Genomic DNA, 24,270 nt, shown 5'->3' with positions numbered 1-24,270 from the left:
CATCCCGCTGGGAACACCTCACCTGGCTGCGCGAGCGAGGGCTCGTCCCGCGCATCGCGCGTCCCGGGATCGAACCGAGCGAGCGGCTCGGCCGGCACCGCTGGAAGATCGAGCGGTCGATCGCCTGGCTGTTCGGCTTCCGCCGGCTCACCGTCCGGTACGAGCGAAAGGGATCTCACTTCCTCGGCCTCGCAGCCGCCCTCACCTGCTACAAGAAGCTCGCGAAACTCGCCACGTGAGACATCCTCTTAGGTGCGCGGCGCCAGTTGGTCCTGGGGATCGCTGACGACGAGGGTGGTGGCCATCTTGTCCCACAACTCCTGGCGATTTCGGTCCCACATCAGCCAGAAGTACGGGATGAGAAGGGTGAAACTGGCGAGGATGGCGATGATCGTCTTCGCGATGAATTCACGGAAGAACATCCTCCACCAGCCGGCTGTTCGTGCTTCGGGAATGAATACGACCCGCATGTGGAGCAGTTGTTTCGCGGGCGTCTGGCCGTACTGGAAGACGATGAACGCCCACACGAACCAGCCGATCACCAGAGTGCACACGATGAGTACACCCTCCAGGAGGTATCCGCCGAACCGGAGCCCCACCGTGGCGAGGGGGATCCCGCGCGGCAGGAAGAGTACTTGGCCACAGGTTTGGCAGGAGGGTTCCGGCCCGACCGCTTGCCCGCAGTTCTGGCACGTGGCCGTTGCCGCGAGGGGCGCGGCTGCCGCCGGTGTCGGAGGTGGCACGAACCGGGGTGGTGGTGCCGACCTGGTTCCTTCGATGGTTTCAGGGGCCTGCGGCCGCTCACCGGAATTCTTGTCCATGACCGACTCCTCTATCGATCAATGGCCGAAGGGGTCGAGAGCCTTGGAGGTTCCGTATGTGCCCCACTGCAAGGAAACCTGATCGCCGATCCTCGGGACGTTGTGGAACACGGCCCACGAGAGGACGAGGCGGTGATTGGGGCTGAGGTTCGCGTTCCAGTCGGGGTGATCACTGCAGAGGTCGTGCTCGGCCTCGACGTGACCGATGTTGCGCCCGCCTCTGGATATGTACTCCCGTACCTTTCCGGTGTCCCAGCCCTTGCAGGTCAAGTAGAGAACGTGGTCGGACGTGTTGTGGTAAATGACGTCCACTTGCCAGCGTGTCGGTATGCCGCCTTCCCAGGGGAACACCTGACTGCCTATCCATGAGACCTGCAGCCGTCCGTCGTCCGAGATGATGGTGCTGGCGCCCTGCGTGGCGTACGCGCCCGCCGCGGGGAACATCCTGGCAGCGCTTGCTCCCGCTGCCGACGTCGTGTCCGGCGGAGTACCCAGGCACAGTGCCGCGGCGATCATCAGCGGTGTGGTCGCGGCCAGAGCCCGTCGGATGTTCATGGAGACCACATCCCGGATATCGGGCAGCGGCGCCTCGCGGGCAGCGTGTGAAGCGGCTCTGCGAAGATGTCCGCACCTTGCGGCAAGGCACCCAACCCGCCTTCCCCGTACTCCAGTCGACCACAGGTTCGAAGGCGCCGCATGTCGATCACGCTGTCGCCGCCCGGCACCGGCGGCCGGATCCGGTCGCCCGGAGGCGACCGGATCGGCGCGGGTGAGCGGTCTGTTCAGCGGTCTCCTCGGGCGGTGCCCGGTGGGAACCGGGCACCGGTTCAGATACCGGCTGCGGTCGACAGGTCCCGCTTGATGGTGGTCAGGAGGTCGGTCGCCTTGGTGCGGGCCGCCGGGAGGGCGGTGGGGGAGTCGACCGGGACGACCACTTCCAGGTAGCACTTGAGCTTGGGTTCCGTGCCGCTGGGGCGGACGATGACCCGGGCGCCGGTGAGGGTGTAGCGGAGGCCGTCGGTCGGGGGGAGGTCGGCGGTGCCCCGGGTCAGGTCCTCGGCCAGGGTGATCGGCAGGCCCGCGAGCTCGGTGGGCGGCTGCTCGCGCAGGCGGGTCATGGCGTCGGCGATGACCGACAGGTCCTGGACCCGGACCGAGAGCTGGTCGGTGGCGTGCAGGCCGTGTTCCACGGCGAGGTCGTCGAGGAGGTCCAGGAGGGTACGGCCCCGCTCCCTCAGCTCGGAGGCGAGCTCCGTGATGAGGAGGGCCGCGGTGATGCCGTCCTTGTCCCGGACGCCGTCGGGGTCGACGCAGTAGCCGAGGGCCTCCTCGTAGCCGTAGCGCAGGCCCTCGACGCGGGCGATCCACTTGAAGCCGGTGAGCGTCTCCTCGTACGGCAGCCCGGCCTTCTCGGCGATCCGGCCGAGGAGGGAGGAGGAGACGATGGACTCCGCGAAGGTGCCCCGCGCGCCGCGGGCGACCAGGTGGGCGGCGAGGAGCGCGCCGACCTCGTCGCCGCGCAGCATGCGCCACGCGCCGCCGTCCTTCACGGCCACGGCGCAGCGGTCGGCGTCCGGGTCGTTGGCGATGATCAGGTCCGGGTCCGTCTCGCGGGCCTTCGCGAAGGCGAGGTCCATCGCGCCGGGCTCTTCCGGGTTGGGGAAGGCGACGGTCGGGAAGTCCGGGTCGGGCTCGGCCTGCTCGGTGACGAGGACCGGCTCCGGGAAGCCCGCGCGGGCGAACGCGGCGAGCAGGACGTCCTTGCCGACGCCGTGCATCGCCGTGTAGACGGTGCGGGCGGTACGCGGGGAGCCGTCGGCCAGTACGGCGTCGGTGCGGGCGAGGTAGGCGTCGAGGACGGAGTCGTCGAGGGTCTCCCAGCCCGAGTCGGGCCGCGGGACGTCGTTCAGGCTGCCGATCGCGTCGATCTCGGCGGCGATCTCCGCGTCGGCGGGCGGGACGATCTGGGAGCCGTCGCCCAGATAGACCTTGTAGCCGTTGTCCCGGGGCGGGTTGTGGCTGGCGGTGACCTCGACACCGGCGACCGCGCCCAGGTGCCTGACGGCGAAGGCGAGTACGGGGGTGGGGAGCGGGCGGGGGAGTACGGCCGCCCGCAGGCCCGCGCCCGTCATGACCGCGGCGGTGTCCCGCGCGAAGTCGGCGGACTTGTGGCGGGCGTCGTAGCCGACCACGACGAGACCGTCGGTGCGGCCCTGCTTCTTGAGGAACGCGGCGAGACCGGCGGCGGCGCGGATCACGACCGAGCGGTTCATCCGCATGGGTCCGGCACCGAGTTCGCCGCGCAGACCCGCCGTACCGAACTGGAGGGTGCCGCCGAAACGGGCGGCGAGTTCCGCGTGGGCGCCGCTGTCGATGAGCTCGGCGAGTTCCGCGCGGGTCTCCGCGTCGGGGTCCTCGGCGAGCCAGGCCTTGGCGCGGGCGATCAGGGCGTCGTCGTGCACGTCGGGGTCAACCTCTCGTCGTCTTGTGGTCGAGCGCGTCCTCGAGCGCCGGACGCGCTGATTCTTCCTGACCGGCGTCCGGAGGAACCGGTCCTACAGCCGTCCCAGCACCTGCGTCAGCAGGCTGCCCATCCGCGTCGCCGAGTCGCGGCCCGCCTGGAGGACCTCCTCGTGGTTGAGGGGCTCGCCGGTCATACCGGCGGCGAGGTTGGTCACCAGGGAGATGCCCAGCACCTCGGCGCCCGCCTCACGTGCGGCGATGGCCTCCAGCACGGTGGACATGCCCACCAGGTCCGCGCCGATCGTCCGGGCCATGCGGATCTCGGCCGGGGTCTCGTAGTGCGGGCCGGGGAACTGGGCGTAGACGCCCTCCTCCAGGGTCGCGTCGACCTCCTTGCACAGGGCGCGCAGGCGCGGCGAGTACAGGTCGGTCAGGTCCACGAAGTTCGCGCCGACGATGGGGGACGTGGCGGTGAGGTTGATGTGGTCGCTGATCAGGACCGGCTGACCGGGGCGCATACCCTCGCGCAGGCCGCCGCAGCCGTTGGTCAGGACGACCGTCTTGCAGCCGGCCGACACCGCGGTGCGCACCCCGTGCGCGACGGCGGCGACCCCGCGCCCCTCGTAGTAGTGGGTGCGGCCCAGGAAGACCAGGGCCCGCTTGTTGCCCATCCGGTACGAGCGGATCTTGCCGCCGTGCCCCTCCACCGCCGGCGGCGGGAAGCCGGGCAGCTCGGTGACCTGGAGTTCGGCGTCCGGCGCGCCCAGGGCGTCCACGGCCGGCGCCCAGCCGGAGCCCATCACGAGGGCGACGTCGTGGGTCTCGGCGCCGGTCAGTTCACGCAGGCGCGCGGCGGCGTCGGCGGCGGCGGCGTGGGGGTCGCCCTGGATGTCGTCCGGAAGAAGAGATGCGTTCACGCGACGAGCCTAGCCGCTTCGGGCCTACGCGCGTAGATGACTGAGGTAACGGGATGGCGATCGTTGTCTTGTCGTTTCCAACCAGGGGCTCCGCTCCAACCAGGGGCTCCGCCGGGCCCGCCCCCCGAGCGACCGCCACCACCCGCCGACCCCACCAGCCCCGCTTCAGCAGGCCGAGGCCGTGTGCGCAGCTCCGTCAGCAGGGCCGCTTCCGCAGCTCCATCACGTAATCGTGCGGCGCCCCGGCCGACTCCGCCGCATCCGCGATCTCCCCGAGGTACCGCGCCGACGGCAGCCCGCCCTCGTAGGCGTTGAGGATGTACACCCATGCCGGTTCCTGGCCGTCGAGGGTGTGCACGCGCACCCGCATCCGGCGGTAGATGTCGAGGCCCACGCCCTCCCAGCGGTCCAGCGACTCCTCGTCCATCTCGGCGACGTCGTACAGCGAGACGAAGACCTGCCCGACCGGGTCCTCGACGATCGTCGCCAGCGCGCCCTCCCAGCCGAGCTGCTCGCCGCCGAAGGTCAGCCGCCAGCCGTTGAGCCAGCCGGTGGCGCGCAGCGGCGAGTGCGGGGCGCGGCGCGTCATCAGTCGGGCGTCGAGATTGCCGGCGTACGCGGCGTAGAGCGACATGCGTTGAGGGTACGGCAGCAGCACGCCCGCCACGCGGCGCCTCTCATGTAAAAGCAGACCCACTGGTCCCTCCCGTAACAGTGGTGTCTCGGGTCGCCCCCCAGGCGGTCCTTCCCGGGGCCGTACGGGACAATGGAGCACGTGACTCGGATCGTGATCATCGGTGGCGGACCCGGCGGATACGAAGCGGCCCTGGTGGCCGCTCAGCTCGGCGCGGAGGTGACCGTCGTCGATGCCGACGGTCTGGGCGGGGCGTCGGTGCTCACCGACTGCGTGCCGTCGAAGACCCTCATCGCCACGGCCGAGGTGATGACCACCTTCGACTCCTCCTACGAGGAACTGGGGATCATCGTCGCCGACGACACCCCGCCGCTGGAGCAGGCGGCCCGGGTCGTCGGGGTCGACCTCGACAAGGTCAACCGGCGTGTGAAGCGGCTCGCGCTCGCGCAGTCCCACGACATCACCGCCTCCGTCACCCGCGCGGGCGCCCGCGTCCTGCGCGGCCACGGCCGCCTGGAGGGCATGCAGGCCCTCGACGGGTCCCGCAAGGTCGTCGTGCGGGCCGTGGACGGCACCGAGGAGACCCTCACCGCCGACGCCGTGCTCATCGCCACCGGCGGCCACCCGCGCGAGCTGCCCGACGCCCAGCCCGACGGCGAGCGCATCCTCAACTGGACCCAGGTCTACGACCTCACCGAGCTGCCCGAGGAGCTCATCGTGGTCGGCTCGGGCGTCACCGGCGCCGAGTTCGCCGGCGCGTACCAGGCGCTCGGCTCCAAGGTCACCCTCGTCTCCTCCCGCGACCGCGTGCTGCCCGGCGAGGACCCGGACGCCGCGGCCGTCCTCGAGGACGTCTTCCGCCGCCGCGGCATGAACGTCATGGCCCGCTCCCGCGCCCAGTCCGCCAAGCGGGTCGGCGACCGCGTCGAGGTCACCCTCGCCGACGGGCGGGTCATCACCGGCTCGCACTGCCTCATGGCCGTCGGTGCCATCCCCAACAGCGCCGAACTCGGCCTGGAGGAGGCCGGCGTCCGGGTGCGCGAGTCCGGACACATCTGGACCGACAAGGTCTCCAGGACGACGGCTCCGGGCGTCTACGCGGCCGGTGACGTGACCGGGGTCTTCGCGCTGGCGTCCGTCGCCGCCATGCAGGGACGCATCGCCATGTACCACTTCCTCGGCGACGCGGTGGCCCCGCTCAACCTCAAGACCGTCTCCTCCAACGTCTTCACCGACCCCGAGATCGCCACCGTCGGCTACACCCAGGCCGACGTCGACGCGGAGAAGATCGACGCCAGGGTCGTCAAGCTGCCGCTGCTGCGCAACCCGCGCGCGAAGATGCAGGGCATCCGGGACGGCTTCGTCAAGATCTTCTGCCGTCCGGGCACCGGGATCGTGGTCGGCGGTGTGGTCGTGGCGCCGCGCGCATCGGAACTGATCCACCCCATCTCGATCGCCGTCGACAACAATCTGACGGTCGAACAGATCGCGAACGCCTTCACCGTGTACCCCTCTCTTTCGGGGTCGATCGCCGAGGTGGCACGGCAGTTGCACACGCGCAAGGCGGGCGACGAGGGCTGACAGCCGGGTCCGACTCCGCGCCGGTCACGGGGAGTTGTCGGCCACGTCGACAGCAGGAGTGTCGGGAGTGGGCTCCTATATCACCTCCCGCCCCTGTGTGCGAACAACTTCTGCTATTCGGCGCAAACTGCTGAAAGCAGACGGTCGCTGGGGTTACTGTCAGTTTCGTGTTCGCTGCTGAACGTCGCCAATTGATCCTCGAAATGGTGCGAGCGAACGGGGCCGTGTCGCTCCGTGAGCTCGCCCGCGTCGTCCAGACCTCCGAAGTGACCGTACGGCGGGACGTGCGGGCACTGGAGGCAGAAGGACTCCTCGACCGCCGACACGGCGGCGCGGTACTGCCGGGTGGATTCACCCGGGAGTCCGGCTTCCCGCAGAAATCCCATCTCGCGACCGCCGAGAAGACGGCCATCGCCGACCTCGCCGCCGGCTTCGTCGAAGAGGGCGAGGCGATCGTGGTCGGGGCGGGGACGACCACCCAGGAACTGGCCCGCAGACTCGCCCGCGTGCCCGGACTGACCGTCGTCACCAACTCGCTCCTGGTGGCGCAGGCGCTGGCCCATGCCAACCGGGTGGAGGTGGTGATGACCGGGGGCACGCTCCGGGGCTCCAACTACGCCCTGGTGGGTTCCGGTGCCGAGCAGTCCCTCCAGGGGCTGCGGGTCTCCCGGGCGTTCCTCTCCGGGACCGGACTGACCGCCGAGCGCGGTCTGTCCACGTCCAACATGCTGTCGGCGTCCGTCGACCGTGCGCTGGTCCAGGCGGCCGCGGAGGTCGTGGTCCTGGCGGACCACACCAAGCTGGGCACCGACACCATGTTCCAGACGGTCCCCACCGACCTGATCACGCGCCTGGTCACCGACGAGCCCCCCGTCCACGACGACCGGGCGGCCGCCGAACTCCAGGCGCTCGCCGATCAGGGCGTGCAGATCGCCGTGGCCGGCGCGTCGGGCGGCCCGGGAAACGCGGGGGTTGATCCGGCCCCGGGTCCGGGTGAGGGTCGTTTGATCGACTGAGGCATCGGGGCTCGGCGGGGTGGTGGGCTGAGCGAGGGGCGAGGGCCGACTCGGGGACCGACTGAGGGCCGACTGGGGCTGACTGGGGGCTGTGGAACCCGCCGGAGCGGTCGGGGCCGGCCGGGGCGATCGGGGCCGTCCGGGGGCGGTCGGTCGGCGGTCCGGGTGAGGGTCGTTTGATCGACTGAGGCATCGGGGCTCGGCGGGGTGGTGGGCTGAGCGAGGGGCGAGGGCCGACTCGGGGACCGACTGAGGGCTGACTGGGGGCTGTGGAACCCGCCAGAGCGGCCGGGGCCGGCCGGGGGCGGTCGGTCGGCCGATGGTCGGGGGCGACCGGGGCCGTGGGATTCGCCGGCACAGTCGGGCGACCGGGGCCGTGGGACCCGCCGACACGGTCGAGGCGACCGGGGCCGTGGGATCCGCCCACGCGGTCGGGGTCGGCTGGGGGCTGCGGGTCGGGTGCCGGTGACTGAGTCGTCGGGGCTGCGTCGACTGCCGACGGGACGGGGCGGGGGCTCAGGCGGGCCGCTGCCGGGGCCGAGGGCGGCTGCGATGACGGACGGTGGATCGGGAGGGCGTTTGCCCGGCCGGGTCCGGCGGTCGGGGCATTGTCCCGCGGGTCGGCAGGCCGGCGGTGCCCGAGGCGCCCTGTGCCGTCTCAGGGGGCTGCACCCCAGGAGCGTCTGTGTCCCCTCGTGGAGACCGCGGTTGTCCGGCCCATGAGGGCAGGGGGCCCGGCCCTGGGCTCGCCGCACCCGACGTGGGACGCCGAGAGGACGCTGGGCGCCCCGCCGTAGGCACGGACGAAGCGCCCGGCGGGGCTGCTGTCGCAGTTCGCCGGGCGCTTCGCGGGGTCGTACCGGTCAGTCCTTGATCTCGCAGATCGCCGCACCGGACGTGATCGACGCGCCGACGTCCGCGGTCAGGCCCTTGATCGTGCCGGACTTGTGGGCGTTGAGGGGCTGCTCCATCTTCATGGCCTCCAGGACGACGACGAGGTCGCCCTCCTTGACCTCCTGGCCCTCCTCGACGGCGACCTTGACGATGGTGCCCTGCATCGGGGAGGCGAGGGTGTCGCCGGACGCCACGGGGCCGGACTTCTTGGCCGCGCGGCGCTTGGGCTTGGCTCCGGCCGCGAGACCCGTGCGGGCCAGGCTCATACCGAGCGAGGCCGGGAGGGAGACCTCCAGGCGCTTGCCGCCGACCTCGACGACGACCGTCTCACGGCCCGCCTCCTCGTCCGCCTCGGCGTCGGCCGGCGCGGCGAAGGGCTTGATCTCGTTGACGAACTCCGTCTCGATCCAGCGCGTGTGGACCGTGAACGGCGCGTCCGAGCCGGTGAGCTCGGGCGCGAACGCCGGGTCCTTCACCACCGCGCGGTGGAACGGGATGGCCGTCGCCATGCCCTCGACCTGGAACTCCTCCAGGGCGCGGGCGGCCCGCTGGAGCGCCTGCTCACGGGTAGCGCCGGTGACGATCAGCTTCGCGAGGAGGGAGTCCCAGGCCGGGCCGATGACCGAGCCCGACTCCACGCCCGCGTCCAGGCGGACGCCCGGTCCGGACGGCGGGGCGAACGTGGTGACCGTGCCGGGGGCGGGGAGGAAGTTGCGGCCCGGGTCCTCGCCGTTGATGCGGAACTCGAAGGAGTGGCCGCGCAGCGCCGGGTCGTCGTAGCCGAGCGCCTCGCCGTCGGCGATCCGGAACATCTCGCGCACGAGGTCGATGCCGGCGACCTCCTCGGTGACCGGGTGCTCGACCTGGAGGCGGGTGTTGACCTCCAGGAAGGAGATCGTGCCGTCGTTGCCGACGAGGAACTCCACGGTTCCGGCGCCGACGTAGCCGGCCTCCTTGAGGATCGCCTTCGAGGAGGAGTACAGCTCGGCGACCTGCTCGTCGGAGAGGAAGGGCGCGGGGGCCTCCTCGACCAGCTTCTGGTGGCGGCGCTGGAGGGAGCAGTCACGCGTGGAGACCACGACCACGTTGCCGTGCTGGTCGGCGAGGCACTGGGTCTCGACGTGGCGCGGCTTGTCCAGGTAGCGCTCCACGAAGCACTCGCCCCGGCCGAAGGCCGCGACCGCCTCGCGCACCGCGGAGTCGTACAGCTCGGGGACCTCTTCCAGCGTCCGGGCGACCTTCAGACCGCGGCCGCCACCGCCGAAGGCCGCCTTGATGGCGATCGGCAGGCCGTGCTCCTCCGCGAAGGCCACGACCTCCTCCGCGCCCGAGACCGGGTCGGGGGTGCCCGCGACGAGCGGGGCGCCCGCGCGCTGGGCGATGTGACGGGCCGCCACCTTGTCGCCGAGGTCGCGGATGGCCTGCGGCGGCGGGCCGATCCAGATCAGACCCGCGTCCAGGACCGCCTGCGCGAACTCGGCGTTCTCGGAGAGGAAGCCGTAACCCGGATGGATGGCGTCCGCGCCGGACTCGCGGGCGGCGTTCAGCACCTTCGCGATGTCCAGGTAGCTGGTGCCCGGCGTGTCACCGCCCAGGGCGAACGCCTCATCCGCGGCGCGGACATGCAGAGCGTCCCGGTCCGGGTCGGCGTATACGGCCACGCTCGCGATGCCGGCATCCCGGCAGGCCCGGGCCACGCGGACAGCGATTTCGCCACGGTTGGCGATGAGCACCTTGCGCACGATGAGGCTCCCTCCTTGAAACAAGCCGAGTTTAGGGACAGCCGACACGGCACTACGACCCGTCCCCAGTGGTGAGCTTGCCCACACGGAGCGTGATACGAGGCTCGCTCGACCCGCGAAAGCCCATGTCGCACCTCGGTACGCCGGACTCCTCCCCGAAACCCTAGCCCTCCCATGTGGTCAAGGTCTCTGTGAAGGCGTGCTGCGGGCCACTGTGTTTCTTTGTGGAGTCCCTACGAATGGCCCAACGGTTCTTTGACCACCGCAGAACCCTTGTCCCTCGGTTTACCGGTTAGTAGCGTTCGCGATGCCTCGAACGTACGCGGGGTGACGGCAGCTTCGCTCGAACAGCACTCGAATGGCTCTACAGCTCGGAAGTGGGTGGACCGGTGGTGCGCAGGCCGGTGGCGTGGGTGGTGGCAGTCGTGCTCTTCGGCGAGGCGTTCGGCATCGCCGCGGTGAACTGGTTCCTCGGGGTGGTCGTCGACCGGCAGGACATGTCGCTGGCCGGCCTCGACCCGGACGTGATGTCCACGTCCTCGAAGATCGGCGGAGTCGTCTTCGGCCTCTACTTCGCCTTCTGCGGCCTGGTGGCCCTGCTGGTGGCCCTGCGCAACCGGCCCCCGGCCGGCTTCGGCCGCATCCTGCTGATCAGCGCGGCCGTGGTGCACGGCCTCCTGGGCGCGTTCGCCTGGGGCCTGCTGGGCTGGCCCCAGTTCCTGTTCATGGTGGTCGTACTGGCGCTCATCGTGCTGCTGCTGATGACGTACGACCGCCGGCCGGGCCCCGTCGCCGACGAGCCCCAGGACGCTCCGGGCGGTGACGGCGGCTCCCCGGTCACGCCCCCGCCGGCACCCAGCGCGTCCTGACCCGCGTCCCCGGCCGGGTCAGCCGTTCACTTCTCGCGCGGCGACCACAGGTCGGTGATGCCCACGCCGAGGTTCGCCAGCAGTCGTCGCAGCAGGGGCAGGCTGATGCCGATCACATTGCCGTGGTCGCCGTCGATGCGGTCGATGAAGGGGGCCGAGCGGCCGTCGAGGGTGAAGGCTCCGGCGACGTGGAGGGGCTCGCCCGAGGCGACGTACGCGGCGATCTCCTCGTCCGTGGGCTCGCCGAAGTGGACGACGGTGGAGGCGGTGGCGGAGGCGTACCGTCCGCTCGCGGTGTCCCAGACGCAGTGCCCCGTCTGGAGCGTCCCGGCGCGCCCGCGCATCGACTTCCACCTGGCCGTCGCCTCCTCGGCGTCGGCCGGCTTGCCGAGGGCCTCGCCGTCCAGGTCGAGCACCGAGTCGCAACCGATCACCAGGGCGCCCTTGACGTCGGGCTTCGCGGCCACGACGGAGGCCTTCGCCTCGGCGAGGGCGAGAGCCAGTTCGGCGGGGGTGGGGGCGGTGAGGGCGTCCTCGTCCACGCCGCTCACGATCACCTCGGGATCGAGTCCGGCCTGGCGCAGCAGGCCGAGCCGGGCGGGTGACTGGGAGGCGAGGACGAGTCGGCGGCGCGGCTGATCAGTCATGCGGTCAGCGTATCGACGTAGCCCGGTCGGCTCACCCCGCCGGCTCATCTCACCGTGCTCACGCCGATGACGATCATCGCGAGCACCATCGCCAGTGCTATGAGAAACCCCAGCCGCCGCAACATCTCCTGCATGTCACGCAGTTCCTTGGGCGGCTCGTTCTCGGGGTCGGACCACAGCATGGCACCAGCGTGCGGCCTGGCCGGGGAGGGGCGCCTGAGTAGGCGTACTCAATTCGGCGCCCCCGGAGTACCTCGTTCCTATCCGGGCCAGTACGTGCGGGCCCAGGACGCCTGCCCTGGCTGGGGCAGGCGGTGGCCGGCGATCCTCGACGGGTCGGACCACGCGTCCTTGGGGCCTTCCGCGCCGGGCGGCGTCGCTGCCACCGCCGCGGCGCGGGCCCTCACCACCGCCAGTGCGGCGGCCAACTCCTCCGGGGTCGGATTGCCCCGTACGACCTTGATCGTCACCTTGGCTCCAGCGGGCTAGAGGGGGATGTTGCCGTGCTTCTTCGGAGGGAGGGATTCCCGCTTCGTACGCAGCTGACGCAGACCCCGTACGACGTGATGGCGCGTGTCGGACGGCATGACCACCGCGTCGATGTACCCGCGCTCGGCGGCGACGTACGGGTTGAGCAGCGTGTCCTCGTACTCCTGGATGAGCCGCGCCCGCACGACCTCGACGTCCTCGCCGCTCGCCTCCGCCTCGGCGATCGTCCGGCGGTGCAGGATGTTGACCGCGCCCTGGGCACCCATCACCGCGATCTGGGCGGTCGGCCAGGCCAGGTTGAGGTCGGCGCCGAGGTGCTTGGAACCCATGACGTCGTACGCGCCGCCGAACGCCTTCCGGGTGATCACGGTGATCAGCGGGACCGTCGCCTCCGCGTAGGCGTAGATCAGCTTGGCGCCGCGGCGGATGATGCCGTCGTGCTCCTGGTCGACGCCGGGCAGGAAGCCGGGCACGTCCACGAACGTGACGACCGGGACGTTGAACGCGTCGCACGTCCGCACGAACCGGGCGGCCTTCTCGCTCGCCTGGATGTCGAGGCACCCGGCGAACTGCATCGGCTGGTTGGCGACGATGCCCACCGGGTGGCCCTCGACCCGCCCGAAGCCGGTGAGGATGTTCGGCGCGAACAGCGGCTGCGTCTCGAAGAACTCGGCGTCGTCGAGGATGTGCTCGATCACCGTGTGCATGTCGTACGGCTGGTTGGCGCTGTCCGGGACGAGCGTGTCCAGCTCGCGGTCCTCGTCGGTCAGGGAGAGGTCCGCCTCCTCCGCGAAGACCGGGGCCTCGCTGAGGTTGTTCGACGGCAGGTACGACAGCAGCTGCTTGACGTACTCGATGGCGTCCTTCTCGTCGCCCGCCATGTGATGGGCCACACCGGAGGCGGAGTTGTGGGTCCGCGCCCCGCCGAGCTCCTCGAAGCCGACGTCCTCGCCGGTGACCGTCTTGATGACGTCGGGGCCGGTGATGAACATGTGCGAGGTCTGGTCGACCATGATCGTGAAGTCGGTGATGGCGGGGGAGTAGACCGCGCCGCCCGCGCAGGGCCCGACGACCAGGCTGATCTGCGGGATCACACCGGAGGCGTGGGTGTTGCGGCGGAAGATCTCGCCGTACGCGCCGAGGGAGGCGACGCCCTCCTGGATCCGCGCGCCACCGGAGTCGTTGATGCCGATGACCGGGCAGCCGGTCTTCAGCGCGAAGTCCATCACCTTGACGATCTTCTGGCCGTAGACCTCGCCGAGCGCGCCGCCGAAGACGGTGAAGTCCTGGGAGAACACGGCGACCGGGCGGCCGTCCACGGTCCCGTACCCGGTCACGACCCCGTCCCCGTACGGGCGGTTCTTGTCGAGGCCGAAGTTGGTGGAGCGGTGCCGGGCGAACTCGTCGAGTTCCACGAAGGAGCCCTCGTCGAGCAGCAGCTCGATCCGCTCACGGGCCGTCAACTTGCCCTTGGCGTGCTGCTTCTCGACGGCGCGTGCGGAGCCGGCGTGCGTCGCTTCCTCGATGCGGCGCTGGAGATCCGCGAGCTTGCCCGCGGTCGTGTGGATGTCGATCCCTGGGGTCTCTTGGATCTCGTTACGCTCTTCCGGCTCGGACATCGGGATGCGGCTCCCTGCCTGCTCAAAAGGGGGGACGGTTACTCATCCGTAGAGTAGTGGGGGGCTTGTCAATCGGCAGTGCGGCGTTTGCCACACCTAGGGTGGCTTGCATGACGCCGCGAGATGCCTCAGACGACAACAGCAGCCGTTGGTCCGACCTGGACCGTCCGCCCCTCAACGCAGCGGCGCTGCGGCGGGGGCTCGTGCGGGAGGGGGGCCTGTGGTCCGACGTCCAGCTCGTCCGGAGCACCGGCTCCACCAACTCCGACCTGGTGGCCCTGGCGGACCAGGGCAAGGTGACGGAGGGCGCGGTCCTCGTCGCCGAGGAGCAGACGGCCGGGCGGGGGCGGCTGGAACGGCAGTGGACGGCGCCGGCGAGATCGGGCCTGTTCTTCTCGGTGCTGCTCAAGCCCACCGGGGTTCCGGTGGCCCGCTGGGGCTGGCTGCCGCTGCTCACCGGGGTCGCCGTCGCCACGGGGCTGTCGCGGGCGGCGGGCGTCGACACGTCACTCAAATGGCCTAACGACCTCATGGTCGGTGTCGGCGGCGAGGAGCGGAAGACGGGCGGGATCCTCGCCGAGCGGGCCGGTGAGGACGGGGTCGTCATCGGCGTCGGCATCAACGTCAGTCTCCGGGCCGAGGAACTGCCGGTCCCCCAGGCCGGCTCCCTGGCGCTCGCCGGTGCGGTGAACACGGACCGGGACCCGCTGCTGCGGGCCGTGCTGCGGTCCCTGGAGGACTGGTACGGGCGGTGGCGGGACGCAGGGGGCGATCCGGCGACGAGCGGCCTCCAGGAGACGTACGCGGCGGGCTGCTCGACGCTGGGGCGCGTCGTGCGGGCCGAGCTGCCCGGGGACCGTGCCCTGGTGGGGGAGGCGGTGGCCGTCGACGGTGACGGCAGGCTCGTGATCGCCACGGAGGAGGGCGTGCAGGAGCCGGTGGGGGCGGGGGACATCGTGCACCTTCGGCCGGCGTGAGGGTGCTGTGGCGGCGGGGCTGAGCACATACCGGGGGCGCCCACGCCCACGCCGGTGACCTCAGGAGAGACGAGACCGCATCCTCGGCCGGACCTCACGGAGTGAGCTGGCGCACACCTGCCGTAGAGTTGAGGCCGGTCGATACCTGACCGCGGCAGATCGGAAGGGCAGCAGGCGTGACCGTCGACGACACGGGCTCCGGCATGGGTCAGAACCCAGCGCCCGACGGCACCGAGAGCACCGAGAACGACGAGGACCCCCTCGCGCTCCGCCTCGAACAGCTCATCCTGGGAGCGGAGCGGCGCTACACGCCTTTCCAGGCGGCCCGCAGCGCCGGCGTCTCCGTCGAGCTCGCCACCCGCTTCTGGCGTGCCATGGGCTTCGCCGACATCGGCCAGGCCAGGGCCCTCACGGAGGCCGACGTACTCGCCCTGCGCCGCCTCTCCGGTCTTGTCGAAGCGGGACTGCTCAGCGAGGCGATGGCCGTGCAGGTGGCACGGTCGACCGGCCAGACCACCGCCCGCCTGGCGGAGTGGCAGATCGACTCCTTCCTGGAGGGCCTGACCGAGCCGCCCGAGCCCGGCATGACCCGCACCGAGGTCACGTATCCCATCGTCGAGCTGCTGCTGCCGGAGCTCGAGGAGTTCCTCGTCTACGTCTGGCGCCGCCAGCTCGCGGCCTCGGCGGGCCGGGTCGTCCAGGCCGCCGATGACGAGGAGATGGTCGACAGGCGCCTCGCCGTCGGCTTCGCCGACCTCGTCGGGTTCACGCGGCTGACCCGCCGTATGGAGGAGGAGGAGCTCGGCGAACTCGTCGAGGCGTTCGAGACCACGGCCGCCGACCTGGTCGCCGCGCACGGGGGACGGCTCATCAAGACACTTGGCGACGAGGTCCTGTACGCCGCCGACGACGCCGGGATCGCCGCCGAGATCGGGCTGCGGCTCATCGAGACGATGGCCAACGACGAGACGATGCCGGAGCTCCGCGTCGGCATGGCGTTCGGCACGGTGACCACCCGGATGGGTGATGTCTTCGGAACGACGGTGAACCTCGCCTCCCGGTTGACGTCGATAGCGCCGCGTGATGCCGTCCTCGTCGACAGCGCCTTCGCCGAGGAGCTGATCCGCACCCGGGAGGCGCCGGCCTCCGAGACCGCGGCGGCGGAGGAGGCGGCCACCGCCGAGAAGGAGGGCGAGGAGCCGCCGACGTACCGCTTCGCGCTCCAGCCGACCTGGCAGCGGCCGGTGCGTGGACTCGGCGTGGTCGAGCCCTGGCTGCTGCGGCGCAGGCCCGTCGGGAACGCGTAGCCCGCTCGCTCGCCTCGCGCGCTCAGTGGACGGTGCCCTTCAGTGGGTTCAGGCACAGGCCGATGACCGGGACGCAGACGTCCCCGCTGCCCGGCCCCGACCCGCCAGGCCCCTCCGGCTCGTCCGGCTCGTCCGGCTCGTTCGGCTCGTTCGGCTCGTTCGGATGGGGGCCGGGGGGTGGGGTGGTGGCCCGGGACGGTGCGGGCGCGGGAGGCGTGGGTTGCGCGGTGGCCGGGCTCGGCGGGGGCGCGGACCGAAGGGACGCGGCGGGTGCGGCGGGAACGGCTGCGGCGGTCGGTGCGCCGGGGTTGCCGCGGGCCTGACCCGGCGGCGGGGTGGTGCTTGCGTACGGAGTGCGGGCCCGGCCGGCGGCCGGGGCCTGCGCGCTGTCGGAACCGCCCATGGCGGAGGCGGCTGAAGGGCTCGGCTCGGGGGCGTCCGAGAGGGTGGCGGCCGTGTTGGCCGACCGTCCGGTCTCCGTGTCCGGTCCCGTGCCGGGGGCCAGGTCGGGGCTGGGCTCGGCCTCAGCGGTGCCGAGGCCGGCGACGCCGGAGTCCGGCGCGACGCGTACGAGGCCCAGTACGCCGGCGGCCAGGGCGAGGCCGCCGACGGCGAGCATGACCTTGCGCGGGCGGGGGCGACGATGACGGCCGCGCACTCGGGGCACCCACGGTACCCAGCTGTCCTGTACGTCCAGGCCGTCTTCGGTGTGCGTCATCGTGATCCCTCTGATCCCTCCCCGAGGCGCTCGCGCCCCCATGCGCCGTGCGGAGCGCACGCTATGCGCTCCTGTGGGGCTTGGGATGGGAGATGGGCGGGATGTCACTCGAACGGGTTGTCGGCCGCTGAGGAAGGAACCGGCGGGTGGGTGGGGTGCCGCTCTTTCCTCGCGGGGGTCGGTGCTGCGATGATCGGGCACGGCGCAGTTGTTAACCGTCGTTAACCGGGAGGGTGTCATGAGTGAGGAGCGGTTCGGGGAGTTCGTCCTCTTGCGGCGGCACGGGGACGGGCATGTGGCGGAACTCGCCCTCGACCGGCCCAAGGCCATGAACGCCGTCTCCACCGGGATGGCCCGCTCCATCGCCGCGGCGTGCGCGGCGCTGGGCGAGGACCGGGACGTACGGGTCGTGGTGCTGACGTCGACGCACGAGCGGGCGTTCTGCGTCGGGGCGGATCTGAAGGAGCGCAACTCCTTCAGCGACGCCGAGCTGGTCCGGCAGCGGCCGGTGACGCGTGGGGCGTACACCGGGGTGCTGGAGATCCCCGTGCCGACGGTCGCCGCGGTGCACGGGTTCGCGTTGGGGGGCGGGTTCGAGCTGGCGCTGGCGTGCGACGTGATCGTGGCCGACCGTACGGCCGTGGTGGGGCTGCCCGAGGTGTCCGTGGGCGTCATCCCCGGTGGCGGTGGTACGCAGCTGCTGCCGCGGCGGATCGGGGCGGCGCGGGCGGCCGAGCTGGTCTTCACGGCGCGGCGCGTGGAGGCGGGTGAGGCGCGGGAGCTGGGGCTCGTGGACGTCCTGGTCGAGGAGGGGCGGGACCGGGAGGAGGCGCTGGCCATGGCGACCCGTATCGCGGGGAACTCCCCGGTGGGCCTGCGGGCGGCGAAGCGGGCGCTGCGGCTCGGGCAGGGGCTGGACCTGCGGGCCGGTCTCGAGGTCGAGGACGCGGCGTGGCGGTCGGTGGCGTTCTCGGGGGACCGGGCGGAGGGGGTGGCGGCGTTCAACGAGAAGCGGAAGCCGGAGTGGCCGGGGGAGTAGGCGGGACTGTGCCTGTTCACCACCTCGTGCGGCCGCACTTTGCGTCCCTTTTTAGGCGAAATATCCCTAGCCTGGGGTGATGGGTGAGGACAGACGGCTCGCGGCTGTGGTGGCGTTGGCGCAGGGCATGGCCGCCGCGCACGGCCCGCGTGAGTCATGGCGGGCCGCGGCGCTCGGGGCGTGCAGGGCGCTTGCCGGGAGCTTCGCCGCGCTGTCGCTGTGGGAGCGGGACCTGGGGCGGCTGCGGGTCCTCGTGAACGTGGGGGACCGGGCGTCGGGCGAGGAGGAGTTCCCCGAGGCCGAGGCCTACCCCGTGCACCAGTTCCCCGAGATCACCGAGTTCCTGCACGAACGCTGGGCCGGTGGCGGTGAGCCCAACGCCTGGGTCGAGACGGCCGACGGCCCCGCAGCGGGCCAGTCCGGCTACTGCCACCAGCGCGTCGCCGCCCTGCGCCGCCGCGGCCGCGGCTCCTGCGTCGTCGCCCCGATCGTCCTGCACGGCCGCGCCTGGGGTGAGCTGTACGTCGCCCGCTCCACCGGCACCCCCGTCTTCGACCGCGCCGACGCCGACTTCGCCACCGTCCTGGCCTCCGTCGTCGCCGCCGGGATCGCGCAGACCGAACGTCTGGAGGAGGCCCGCCGCCTGGCCTTCACCGACGCGCTCACCGGTCTCGCCAACCGCCGCGCCGTCGACGTACGGCTGGACGAGGCGATCGAACGGCATGGCGTTCAGGGCGTCACCGTGAGTCTCGTGGTCTGCGACGTGAACGGGCTCAAGCGGGTCAACGACACCCAGGGGCACGCCGTCGGCGACCGGCTGCTGGAGCGGTTCGGGTCGGTGCTGTCGCTGTGCGGTGCGATGCTGCCGGGCGCGCTCGCCGCCCGCCTCGGCGGTGACGAGTTCTGTCTGCTCGCGGTCGGCCCGCCCGCGGACGACGTGGTGAAGGTGGCCGGGGAACTGTGCCGGCGTGCCGCGGAACTGGAGCTGGGTGACGGCGTGGCCTGTGGTGTCGCCTCCACCGAGGACCCCATCGGCCCGGTGCGCGACGCCCGCCGCCTCTTCCGGCTCGCCGACGCCGCCCAGTACCGGGCCAAGGCCCTGCGGGCGACCAGGCCGGTCGTCGCCGGCCGGGAGGGGCCCGAGGATCCCGTCGTACGCCTCGCCGACGAACCGCCGCCGGAGCCGGGCGCCGAACGGCGCCGCTTCCGCGGACGCCCATGAGCCGCGCACGGCACCGAGACCCCACCGCGTAAGGGGCGAACCAGCCACCCACTGGTGACATCTTCGAATTCACTGCGTACGCTCCTGAATATGGATATGCACACTGTGGTGGTGGGGACGTCCGGCGTGACCGCGTCCGACGTGCTCGCCGTGGCGCGCGGCGGTGCCCGGGTCGAGCTCTCCGGGGAGGCGGTCGCGGCCCTCGCCGCGGCCCGCGAGATCGTGGATCAGCTGGCGGCCAAGCCGGAGCCCGTCTACGGCGTGAGCACCGGCTTCGGCGCCCTGGCGACCCGGCACATCAGCCCGGAGCTGCGCGCCCAGTTGCAGCGCAACATCGTCCGCTCGCACGCCGCCGGCATGGGGCCCCGGGTGGAGCGGGAGGTCGTACGCGCGCTGATGTTCCTGCGGCTGAAGACCGTCTGCTCCGGGCACACCGGTGTCCGCCCCGAGGTCGCGCAGACCATGGCCGACCTGCTCAACGCCCGGATCACCCCGGTCGTCCACGAGTACGGCTCCCTCGGCTGCTCCGGCGACCTGGCCCCGCTGTCCCACTGCGCCCTCGCGCTCATGGGGGAGGGGGACGCGGAGGGCCCGGACGGTGTCGTACGGCCCGCCGGTGAGCTCCTCGCCGAGCACGGCATCGCCCCCGTCGAGCTGCGCGAGAAGGAGGGCCTCGCCCTGCTCAACGGCACCGACGGCATGCTCGGCATGCTGGTCATGGCCCTCGCCGATTTGGAGACGCTGTACAAGTCCGCCGACGTCACGGCGGCCCTCAGCCTCGAAGCACTCCTCGGCACCGACAAGGTCCTGGCCCCCGAGCTGCACGCCATCCGCCCGCACCCCGGTCAGGGAGCGGCCGCCGCCAACATGCTGGCCGTGCTGAAGGGCTCGGACCTGACCGGCCACCACCAGGACGACGCCCCGCGCGTCCAGGACGCCTACTCGGTGCGCTGCGCCCCGCAGGTCGCGGGCGCCGGACGCGACACCCTCGCGCACGCCCGCCTGGTCGCCGAGCGCGAGCTGGCGTCGGCGGTCGACAACCCGGTCGTCCTGCCCGACGGGCGGGTGGAGTCCAACGGCAACTTCCACGGCGCCCCGGTCGCCTACGTCCTCGACTTCCTCGCCATCGCCGCCGCCGACCTCGCCTCCATCGCCGAGCGGCGCACCGACCGGCTGCTGGACAAGAACCGCAGTCACGGTCTGCCGCCGTTCCTGGCGGACGACGCCGGCGTCGACTCCGGGCTGATGATCGCCCAGTACACGCAGGCCGCGCTGGTGAGCGAGATGAAGCGGCTGGCCGTACCGGCGTCCGCGGACTCGATCCCGTCCTCGGCGATGCAGGAGGACCACGTCTCCATGGGCTGGTCCGCGGCCCGCAAGCTGCGCACCGCCGTCGACAACCTCACGCGCGTGCTCGCGATCGAGTTGTACGCCGCCACCCGTGCCGTGGAGCTGCGCGAGGGCCTCGCTCCGGCGCCGGCCACCCGGGCGGTCATCGACGGCGTACGGGCGGCCGGGGTCCAGGGACCCGGCCCCGACCGCTTCCTCGCCCCGGACCTCGCGGCGGCGGACGTCTACGTGCGCGAGGGGCGGCTGGTCGCGACGGTGGAGACGGTCACCGGGCCGCTCCGGTAAACGAACGAGGCGAACACAGCGGGGCCCCGCCGTCGCCTACGACGGCGGGCCCCCGCGGACGTCACTTGAGCTTGGCCGCCTGGCCCTCGATCACGGCGGACGGGATCTCGGCCGCCTTGCCGGTCTCCAGATTGCCGAAGTTCACGGTGTAGTACGTGGCGACGGTGTTGCCGACGCGCACCACCTCGGTGTTGAACGTGGCCGTGCCCTGGCCGTCCATGTCGGAGCTCACGGAGAACGCCACCGACTCGTCACCGGCGCCCGAGGCCTTGCCCTCGGCCACCTTGGTGATCTTCTGCTTCTCGCCCTGGGACGTGATGCCGAAGCCGCCGGAGCAGGCCTTGACGCCGTCGGAGACGGAATTCAGGGCCCTCACGGCGCGGTCACCGTCGTAGGAGGAGAGACCCACGAAGGTCATGTCGACCTTGAAGGCGCCCGCGATGTCCTCCTCGCTGAGGTCCTTCGGGTTCTTGGAGGCGGCGTCCGAGGCCTTGTCCTCCGTGACGGTGTTGCTCGCGTTCGCCTCCGTCTCGCCGGGCGCGAGACCGGACATGGCGTAGGCGAGCGGCGCGCACTCGGCCTTGTCGGTCTTCACATCGCTCTTCGACTTCGGCAGGGTGTCGTCGCCCGAGGTGACCCGGTAGCCCTTGACCTCGCCCTGGGCGAGGAGCAGCTTCTCCAACTCGGCGGCGGTGCGCGCCGTCGCGGTCGCAACGGGCGACGAGGGGGAACCCCCTGACCCCCCGGACTTGGCGTCGTCCTTGGAGTCCGCCCCTTCGTCGGAACAGCCCGTGAGGAGGGCGAGCGACAGTGCGCCCAGCGTGGCCGTGGCGCACAGCCGCGCCCCCGATGATCTCTTCATGGGCGGACTATGAGCGGCTGGTCAAGGGCACGTCAAGCAATTTCAAAAACCGAGACGTTCCCGGCGTACCGAGTAGACGACGAACCCGGCGCCCAGCGCGAGGCAGATGGTGCCTCCGGCGACGTACGGGGTGGTGTCGAAGCTGCCCGTGTCGGCGAGCCGGGTGTCGCCGGCGGTGTCGGCCGTGGTGACCGTCGCGTCGACCGAGTCGGTCGTGTCGACCGCGGACGCCACCCTCGCCTGCTGGGTGACCTGCGTCGTCGTGGTCGCCGGGGCCTCCGTTCTGGCAGGGGCCTCCTGTGTCGCGTTGGCGGACGGGACGAACCACAGGGCGGCGAGGAGGGTCCCCGCGGCGGTGGCGGTCAGCAACGGACGGCGAGCGGATGACACGGAATATCGATCCCCTTGTAGCGCTGGCGAATTGGCCGTGTGGGGCGATGTTAGTGAAAGGCGCGGGTCACGGGAAAGTCACGGGAGCATCGGGCCGTAGTCTCGCGCCATGAGCACTGCAGAGACATCACGTTTTGTCCGTCTTCGTGTGGAACTCGTCGTCGAAGTGGACGACAGGGACGAGCTGATCAAGGCCGCGCTGCGCCGGGTCGCGAGCGATCGGGAGATGCCGCAGGAGGAGCGGGCCCATGTCGAGAACGCTGTGACGGAAGACACCGCGGAGGCGCTCGCCTATCTCGTCGAGCCGTTTGACCTGGTCAGCGGGGTGCCGGGGGTCGAACTCCAGCAGGCGTCCTGGTCGAGCGAGCCGATCGTCTACGACCCGGACTCGCCTGACTGGGGCATCGACGACGATGATGTGGATGAGGACGGCGACGACGACGAAGTCGGCCGCGCGGGCGGCATTGGCTGAGCGTTCCTGGGAAATCGTGACCCCGGGCGGCAACCACCCCCCGGGGTTTCGTCGTCTCAACGTGCGCACGGACCGACAGCCGCACCACCCGCCCCGGCGGATCGCCCCAACTGGCGAAGTGGCGTGCCCCACACATACGAGGAATGTGGAACGGGATGAACCGGTCGTAGCGTTGAAGATTCTTAACGGGGACTCTCGGGCTTTTTGGGGATTCGGCAACCATGGAGAAGCGAGTGATGACGAACAGTAAGCGGCGCAGGCGCCTGATGGCCGCGTCCGCACTGCTCGGCGGTGTGTTGGTGCTCTCGGCATGTTCCGACGGTGACGCAGGCGCCTCCGACAAGGGGGGCAAGGACACGTCACAGGCCAAGGCCGACGAGGCGGCGGCCAAGAAGGCGTCCGAGGCCGACATCCAGATCACCCCCAAGGACGGCTCCTCCAACGCCTCCATCAACAACTCGGCGACCGTCAAGGTCAGCAAGGGCACGCTCACCCAGGTGTCCATGACGACGGCCGACGGCGCCGCCGTCGCGGGTCAGCTCTCCGCCGACAAGACGAGCTGGAAGCCCAGTGTCCAGCTGGAGCGCTCCACCACCTACAAGCTGACGGCGACCGCGAAGGACTCGGACGGTCGTGAGGCCCACGAGAACGCCTCCTTCACCACGGTCTCCCCGTCCAACAGCTTCATAGCCAACTTCACGCCCGAGGACGGCTCGACCGTCGGTGTGGGCATGCCCGTGTCGATCAACTTCAACAAGGAGATCACCAACCGGGCCGCCGTCCAGAAGGGCATCACGGTCTCCTCCAGCAGCGGCCAGGAGGTCGCCTGTCACTGGTTCAGCGGTCTGCGCATGGACTGCCGTCCGGACGACTACTGGAAGGAGAACTCCACCGTCACGCTGAAGCTCGCGCTCGACGGAGTGGAGGGCGCCAACGGTGTCCAAGGTGTGCAGCAGAAGACGGTCACCTTCAAGATCGGCCGCAACCAGGTGACGACCGTCGACGCGAAGACCAAGCAGATGAAGGTCACGCAGGACGGCAAGACCATCCGGACCATACCGATCTCCGCCGGGTCGCCGCAGAACAAGACGTACGAGGGCATCATGGTGATGTCGGAGAAGTTCAAGGAGACGCGCATGAACGGCGCGACCGTGGGCTTCACCGACGACGACGGCAAGGGCGAGTACGACATCAAGGACGTGCCGCACGCCATCCGCCTGACCAACTCCGGCACGTTCGTGCACGGCAACTACTGGGGCGCGAAGTCCATCTTCGGTTCCGTCAACACCAGTCACGGCTGTGTCGGCCTCCAGGACGCCAAGGGCGCCAACGACCCGAACACCCCGGGCGCTTGGTTCTACAACAACTCCATCGTCGGTGACGTCGTCATCGTCAAGAACACCGGAGACAAGACCGTCGCCCCGGACAACGGCCTCAACGGCTGGAACATGAGCTGGGAGCAGTGGAAGGCCGGCTCGGCCGCGTAGGTCCCGCCACGACCGACCGAGAGGCGGCTGCCCTATACGGGCGGCCGCCTTCGGGCTTTTCGGGATGCGGATCGTCGCAGAGCCGGTGCATAGGATCATTGGTATGGCACTGCGACCTGTTCACGTGAACATGAAGGCCCTGGACGGCTTGGCGGTCGGCCGGTTCTGGGCGGAGGCGCTCGGCTGGAGCGCTTACAGCCCCGGCGTGACCACCTACGTCGGTCCCGTCGGCGGCCTCGTCTGGCCGGACCCGGTCGCCGTGGGCATCGACGTCGTTCCCGTCCCGGAACCCAAGACGACGACGAAGAACCGCGTGCACCTCGATCTCGCCACCACCTCTACGGCCCATCAGGCGGAGCTGGTCGCGCGTCTGCGGGCCCTCGGTGCGACGCCCGCCGACGTGGGCCAGGGCGATGTGCCGTGGACGGTCCTCGCCGACCCGGAGGGCAACGAGTTCTGCGTGCTGGAG

The 24,270-nt window shown here is 71.1% G+C and carries 24 protein-coding genes and 1 pseudogene; 12 read left to right on the top strand and 13 right to left on the bottom strand.

Features of this window, described 5'->3' with window-relative positions; translation table 11 throughout:
• Positions 1–239: pseudogene (locus IG99_RS41925) on the top strand (IS5/IS1182 family transposase); the annotation flags it as partial.
• 9 nt (positions 240–248) lie between these two features.
• Here the strand turns inward: IG99_RS41925 and IG99_RS47020 are convergent.
• The 5 genes from IG99_RS47020 to IG99_RS41900 form a co-directional block, all read right to left on the bottom strand.
• The gene (locus tag IG99_RS47020) at positions 249–821 is read right to left on the bottom strand and encodes an RDD family protein (protein WP_078948232.1); all 573 of its coding nucleotides are present in this window, start codon (positions 819–821) and stop codon (positions 249–251) included.
• Positions 822–839: 18 nt separating this feature from the next.
• Complete coding sequence (locus IG99_RS41915) at positions 840–1,337, bottom strand: hypothetical protein (protein WP_158973357.1); 498 nt, start codon at positions 1,335–1,337, stop codon at positions 840–842.
• Between the two features lie 311 nt (positions 1,338–1,648).
• The gene (locus tag IG99_RS41910) at positions 1,649–3,283 is read right to left on the bottom strand and encodes a phospho-sugar mutase (RefSeq protein ID WP_037684014.1); all 1,635 of its coding nucleotides are present in this window, start codon (positions 3,281–3,283) and stop codon (positions 1,649–1,651) included.
• 93 nt (positions 3,284–3,376) lie between these two features.
• Positions 3,377–4,201, bottom strand: coding sequence for a purine-nucleoside phosphorylase (locus IG99_RS41905; protein WP_037684012.1), 825 nt, complete (start codon positions 4,199–4,201; stop codon positions 3,377–3,379).
• Positions 4,202–4,397: 196 nt separating this feature from the next.
• Complete coding sequence (locus tag IG99_RS41900; protein WP_037684029.1) at positions 4,398–4,835, bottom strand: gamma-glutamylcyclotransferase; 438 nt, start codon at positions 4,833–4,835, stop codon at positions 4,398–4,400.
• Positions 4,836–4,967: 132 nt separating this feature from the next.
• Here IG99_RS41900 and IG99_RS41895 point away from each other — a divergent pair, with 132 nt between their 5' ends.
• Together IG99_RS41895 and IG99_RS41890 are read left to right on the top strand one after the other, a co-directional pair.
• A complete protein-coding gene (locus IG99_RS41895; RefSeq protein WP_037684010.1) occupies positions 4,968–6,416 on the top strand; it encodes an NAD(P)H-quinone dehydrogenase in 1,449 nt (482 codons plus the stop codon).
• Between the two features lie 167 nt (positions 6,417–6,583).
• A complete protein-coding gene (locus IG99_RS41890; protein WP_267882609.1) occupies positions 6,584–7,432 on the top strand; it encodes a DeoR/GlpR family DNA-binding transcription regulator in 849 nt (282 codons plus the stop codon).
• Positions 7,433–8,295: 863 nt separating this feature from the next.
• Here IG99_RS41890 and IG99_RS41885 read toward each other — a convergent pair.
• Positions 8,296–10,068 carry an acetyl/propionyl/methylcrotonyl-CoA carboxylase subunit alpha gene (locus IG99_RS41885; RefSeq protein WP_037684007.1) on the bottom strand — a complete coding sequence of 591 codons (1,773 nt, stop codon included), beginning with the start codon at positions 10,066–10,068 and terminating at the stop codon, positions 8,296–8,298.
• 389 nt (positions 10,069–10,457) lie between these two features.
• On the opposite strand from IG99_RS41885, the gene IG99_RS41880 reads away from it, so the two are divergent.
• On the top strand, positions 10,458–10,937 hold the full coding sequence (locus IG99_RS41880; protein ID WP_037684004.1) for a hypothetical protein: 480 nt from the start codon (positions 10,458–10,460) through the stop codon (positions 10,935–10,937).
• A 26-nt stretch (positions 10,938–10,963) separates the two neighbouring features.
• Here IG99_RS41880 and IG99_RS41875 read toward each other — a convergent pair whose 3' ends face one another.
• From IG99_RS41875 to IG99_RS41865, 4 genes are all read right to left on the bottom strand, one after another.
• Positions 10,964–11,584 carry a Maf family protein gene (locus tag IG99_RS41875; protein ID WP_037684002.1) on the bottom strand — a complete coding sequence of 207 codons (621 nt, stop codon included), beginning with the start codon at positions 11,582–11,584 and terminating at the stop codon, positions 10,964–10,966.
• 44 nt (positions 11,585–11,628) lie between these two features.
• The gene (mmpB, locus tag IG99_RS49915; protein ID WP_199815728.1) at positions 11,629–11,766 is read right to left on the bottom strand and encodes a morphogenic membrane protein MmpB; all 138 of its coding nucleotides are present in this window, start codon (positions 11,764–11,766) and stop codon (positions 11,629–11,631) included.
• 78 nt (positions 11,767–11,844) lie between these two features.
• Positions 11,845–12,054 carry an acyl-CoA carboxylase epsilon subunit gene (locus IG99_RS41870; protein ID WP_037684000.1) on the bottom strand — a complete coding sequence of 70 codons (210 nt, stop codon included), beginning with the start codon at positions 12,052–12,054 and terminating at the stop codon, positions 11,845–11,847.
• Positions 12,055–12,069: 15 nt separating this feature from the next.
• Positions 12,070–13,692, bottom strand: a complete 1,623-nt coding sequence (locus tag IG99_RS41865) for an acyl-CoA carboxylase subunit beta (protein ID WP_037683997.1) — start codon at positions 13,690–13,692, stop codon at positions 12,070–12,072.
• 110 nt (positions 13,693–13,802) lie between these two features.
• Between IG99_RS41865 and IG99_RS41860 the strand changes: the two genes are divergently transcribed.
• Positions 13,803–14,669, top strand: a complete 867-nt coding sequence (locus tag IG99_RS41860; RefSeq protein ID WP_037683995.1) for a biotin--[acetyl-CoA-carboxylase] ligase — start codon at positions 13,803–13,805, stop codon at positions 14,667–14,669.
• A gap of 176 nt (positions 14,670–14,845) precedes the next feature.
• The gene (locus IG99_RS41855) at positions 14,846–15,976 is read left to right on the top strand and encodes an adenylate/guanylate cyclase domain-containing protein (RefSeq protein ID WP_037683994.1); all 1,131 of its coding nucleotides are present in this window, start codon (positions 14,846–14,848) and stop codon (positions 15,974–15,976) included.
• 22 nt (positions 15,977–15,998) lie between these two features.
• Here the strand turns inward: IG99_RS41855 and IG99_RS44585 are convergent, their stop codons facing one another.
• Positions 15,999–16,694 (bottom strand): hypothetical protein, encoded by a 696-nt coding sequence (locus tag IG99_RS44585; protein ID WP_051866586.1) that lies wholly within the window; start codon positions 16,692–16,694, stop codon positions 15,999–16,001.
• Between the two features lie 238 nt (positions 16,695–16,932).
• On the opposite strand from IG99_RS44585, the gene IG99_RS41845 reads away from it, so the two are divergent.
• From IG99_RS41845 to hutH, 3 genes are all read left to right on the top strand, one after another.
• The gene (locus IG99_RS41845; RefSeq protein WP_037683991.1) at positions 16,933–17,733 is read left to right on the top strand and encodes an enoyl-CoA hydratase/isomerase family protein; all 801 of its coding nucleotides are present in this window, start codon (positions 16,933–16,935) and stop codon (positions 17,731–17,733) included.
• 79 nt (positions 17,734–17,812) lie between these two features.
• Complete coding sequence (locus IG99_RS41840; protein ID WP_037683989.1) at positions 17,813–18,955, top strand: GGDEF domain-containing protein; 1,143 nt, start codon at positions 17,813–17,815, stop codon at positions 18,953–18,955.
• 96 nt (positions 18,956–19,051) lie between these two features.
• Positions 19,052–20,590, top strand: coding sequence for a histidine ammonia-lyase (hutH, locus tag IG99_RS41835; RefSeq protein WP_037683987.1), 1,539 nt, complete (start codon positions 19,052–19,054; stop codon positions 20,588–20,590).
• Between the two features lie 61 nt (positions 20,591–20,651).
• Here hutH and IG99_RS41830 read toward each other — a convergent pair whose 3' ends face one another.
• Both IG99_RS41830 and IG99_RS41825 read right to left on the bottom strand, forming a co-directional pair.
• On the bottom strand, positions 20,652–21,452 hold the full coding sequence (locus tag IG99_RS41830; protein ID WP_037683986.1) for a hypothetical protein: 801 nt from the start codon (positions 21,450–21,452) through the stop codon (positions 20,652–20,654).
• 42 nt (positions 21,453–21,494) lie between these two features.
• On the bottom strand, positions 21,495–21,842 hold the full coding sequence (locus IG99_RS41825) for an LAETG motif-containing sortase-dependent surface protein (protein ID WP_078948231.1): 348 nt from the start codon (positions 21,840–21,842) through the stop codon (positions 21,495–21,497).
• A 109-nt stretch (positions 21,843–21,951) separates the two neighbouring features.
• Between IG99_RS41825 and IG99_RS41820 the strand changes: the two genes are divergently transcribed.
• The 3 genes from IG99_RS41820 to IG99_RS41810 form a co-directional block, all read left to right on the top strand.
• On the top strand, positions 21,952–22,314 hold the full coding sequence (locus IG99_RS41820; RefSeq protein WP_037683983.1) for a hypothetical protein: 363 nt from the start codon (positions 21,952–21,954) through the stop codon (positions 22,312–22,314).
• A 236-nt stretch (positions 22,315–22,550) separates the two neighbouring features.
• Complete coding sequence (locus IG99_RS41815) at positions 22,551–23,801, top strand: L,D-transpeptidase (RefSeq protein ID WP_037683980.1); 1,251 nt, start codon at positions 22,551–22,553, stop codon at positions 23,799–23,801.
• Positions 23,802–23,904: 103 nt separating this feature from the next.
• Positions 23,905–24,270, top strand: a 366-nt coding sequence (locus tag IG99_RS41810; RefSeq protein WP_037684024.1) for a VOC family protein, incomplete at its 3' end; no start/stop codon positions are given.

This window comes from Streptomyces griseus subsp. griseus, from assembly GCF_000720255.1.
In the GTDB taxonomy this organism is placed as follows: domain Bacteria; phylum Actinomycetota; class Actinomycetes; order Streptomycetales; family Streptomycetaceae; genus Streptomyces; species Streptomyces griseus_I.
This window is presented reverse-complemented; position numbering and strand designations above follow the sequence as displayed.

Excerpts from the sequence above, each read along its gene's own strand:
- IG99_RS47020 (WP_078948232.1), bottom strand. The coding sequence starts at position 821 with ATGGACAAGAATTCCGGTGAGCGGCCGCAGGCCCCTGAAACCATCGAA.
- IG99_RS41915 (WP_158973357.1), bottom strand. The coding sequence starts at position 1,337 with ATGATCGCCGCGGCACTGTGCCTGGGTACTCCGCCGGACACGACGTCG.
- IG99_RS41900 (WP_037684029.1), bottom strand. The coding sequence starts at position 4,835 with ATGTCGCTCTACGCCGCGTACGCCGGCAATCTCGACGCCCGACTGATG.
- IG99_RS41895 (WP_037684010.1), top strand. The coding sequence starts at position 4,968 with ATGGAGCACGTGACTCGGATCGTGATCATCGGTGGCGGACCCGGCGGA.
- IG99_RS41875 (WP_037684002.1), bottom strand. The coding sequence starts at position 11,584 with ATGACTGATCAGCCGCGCCGCCGACTCGTCCTCGCCTCCCAGTCACCC.
- mmpB (WP_199815728.1), bottom strand. The coding sequence starts at position 11,766 with ATGCTGTGGTCCGACCCCGAGAACGAGCCGCCCAAGGAACTGCGTGAC.
- IG99_RS41865 (WP_037683997.1), bottom strand. The coding sequence starts at position 13,692 with ATGTCCGAGCCGGAAGAGCGTAACGAGATCCAAGAGACCCCAGGGATC.
- IG99_RS41860 (WP_037683995.1), top strand. The coding sequence starts at position 13,803 with ATGACGCCGCGAGATGCCTCAGACGACAACAGCAGCCGTTGGTCCGAC.
- IG99_RS44585 (WP_051866586.1), bottom strand. The coding sequence starts at position 16,694 with ATGACGCACACCGAAGACGGCCTGGACGTACAGGACAGCTGGGTACCG.
- IG99_RS41845 (WP_037683991.1), top strand. The coding sequence starts at position 16,933 with ATGAGTGAGGAGCGGTTCGGGGAGTTCGTCCTCTTGCGGCGGCACGGG.
- IG99_RS41840 (WP_037683989.1), top strand. The coding sequence starts at position 17,813 with ATGGGTGAGGACAGACGGCTCGCGGCTGTGGTGGCGTTGGCGCAGGGC.
- hutH (WP_037683987.1), top strand. The coding sequence starts at position 19,052 with ATGCACACTGTGGTGGTGGGGACGTCCGGCGTGACCGCGTCCGACGTG.
- IG99_RS41830 (WP_037683986.1), bottom strand. The coding sequence starts at position 21,452 with ATGAAGAGATCATCGGGGGCGCGGCTGTGCGCCACGGCCACGCTGGGC.
- IG99_RS41820 (WP_037683983.1), top strand. The coding sequence starts at position 21,952 with ATGAGCACTGCAGAGACATCACGTTTTGTCCGTCTTCGTGTGGAACTC.
- IG99_RS41815 (WP_037683980.1), top strand. The coding sequence starts at position 22,551 with ATGACGAACAGTAAGCGGCGCAGGCGCCTGATGGCCGCGTCCGCACTG.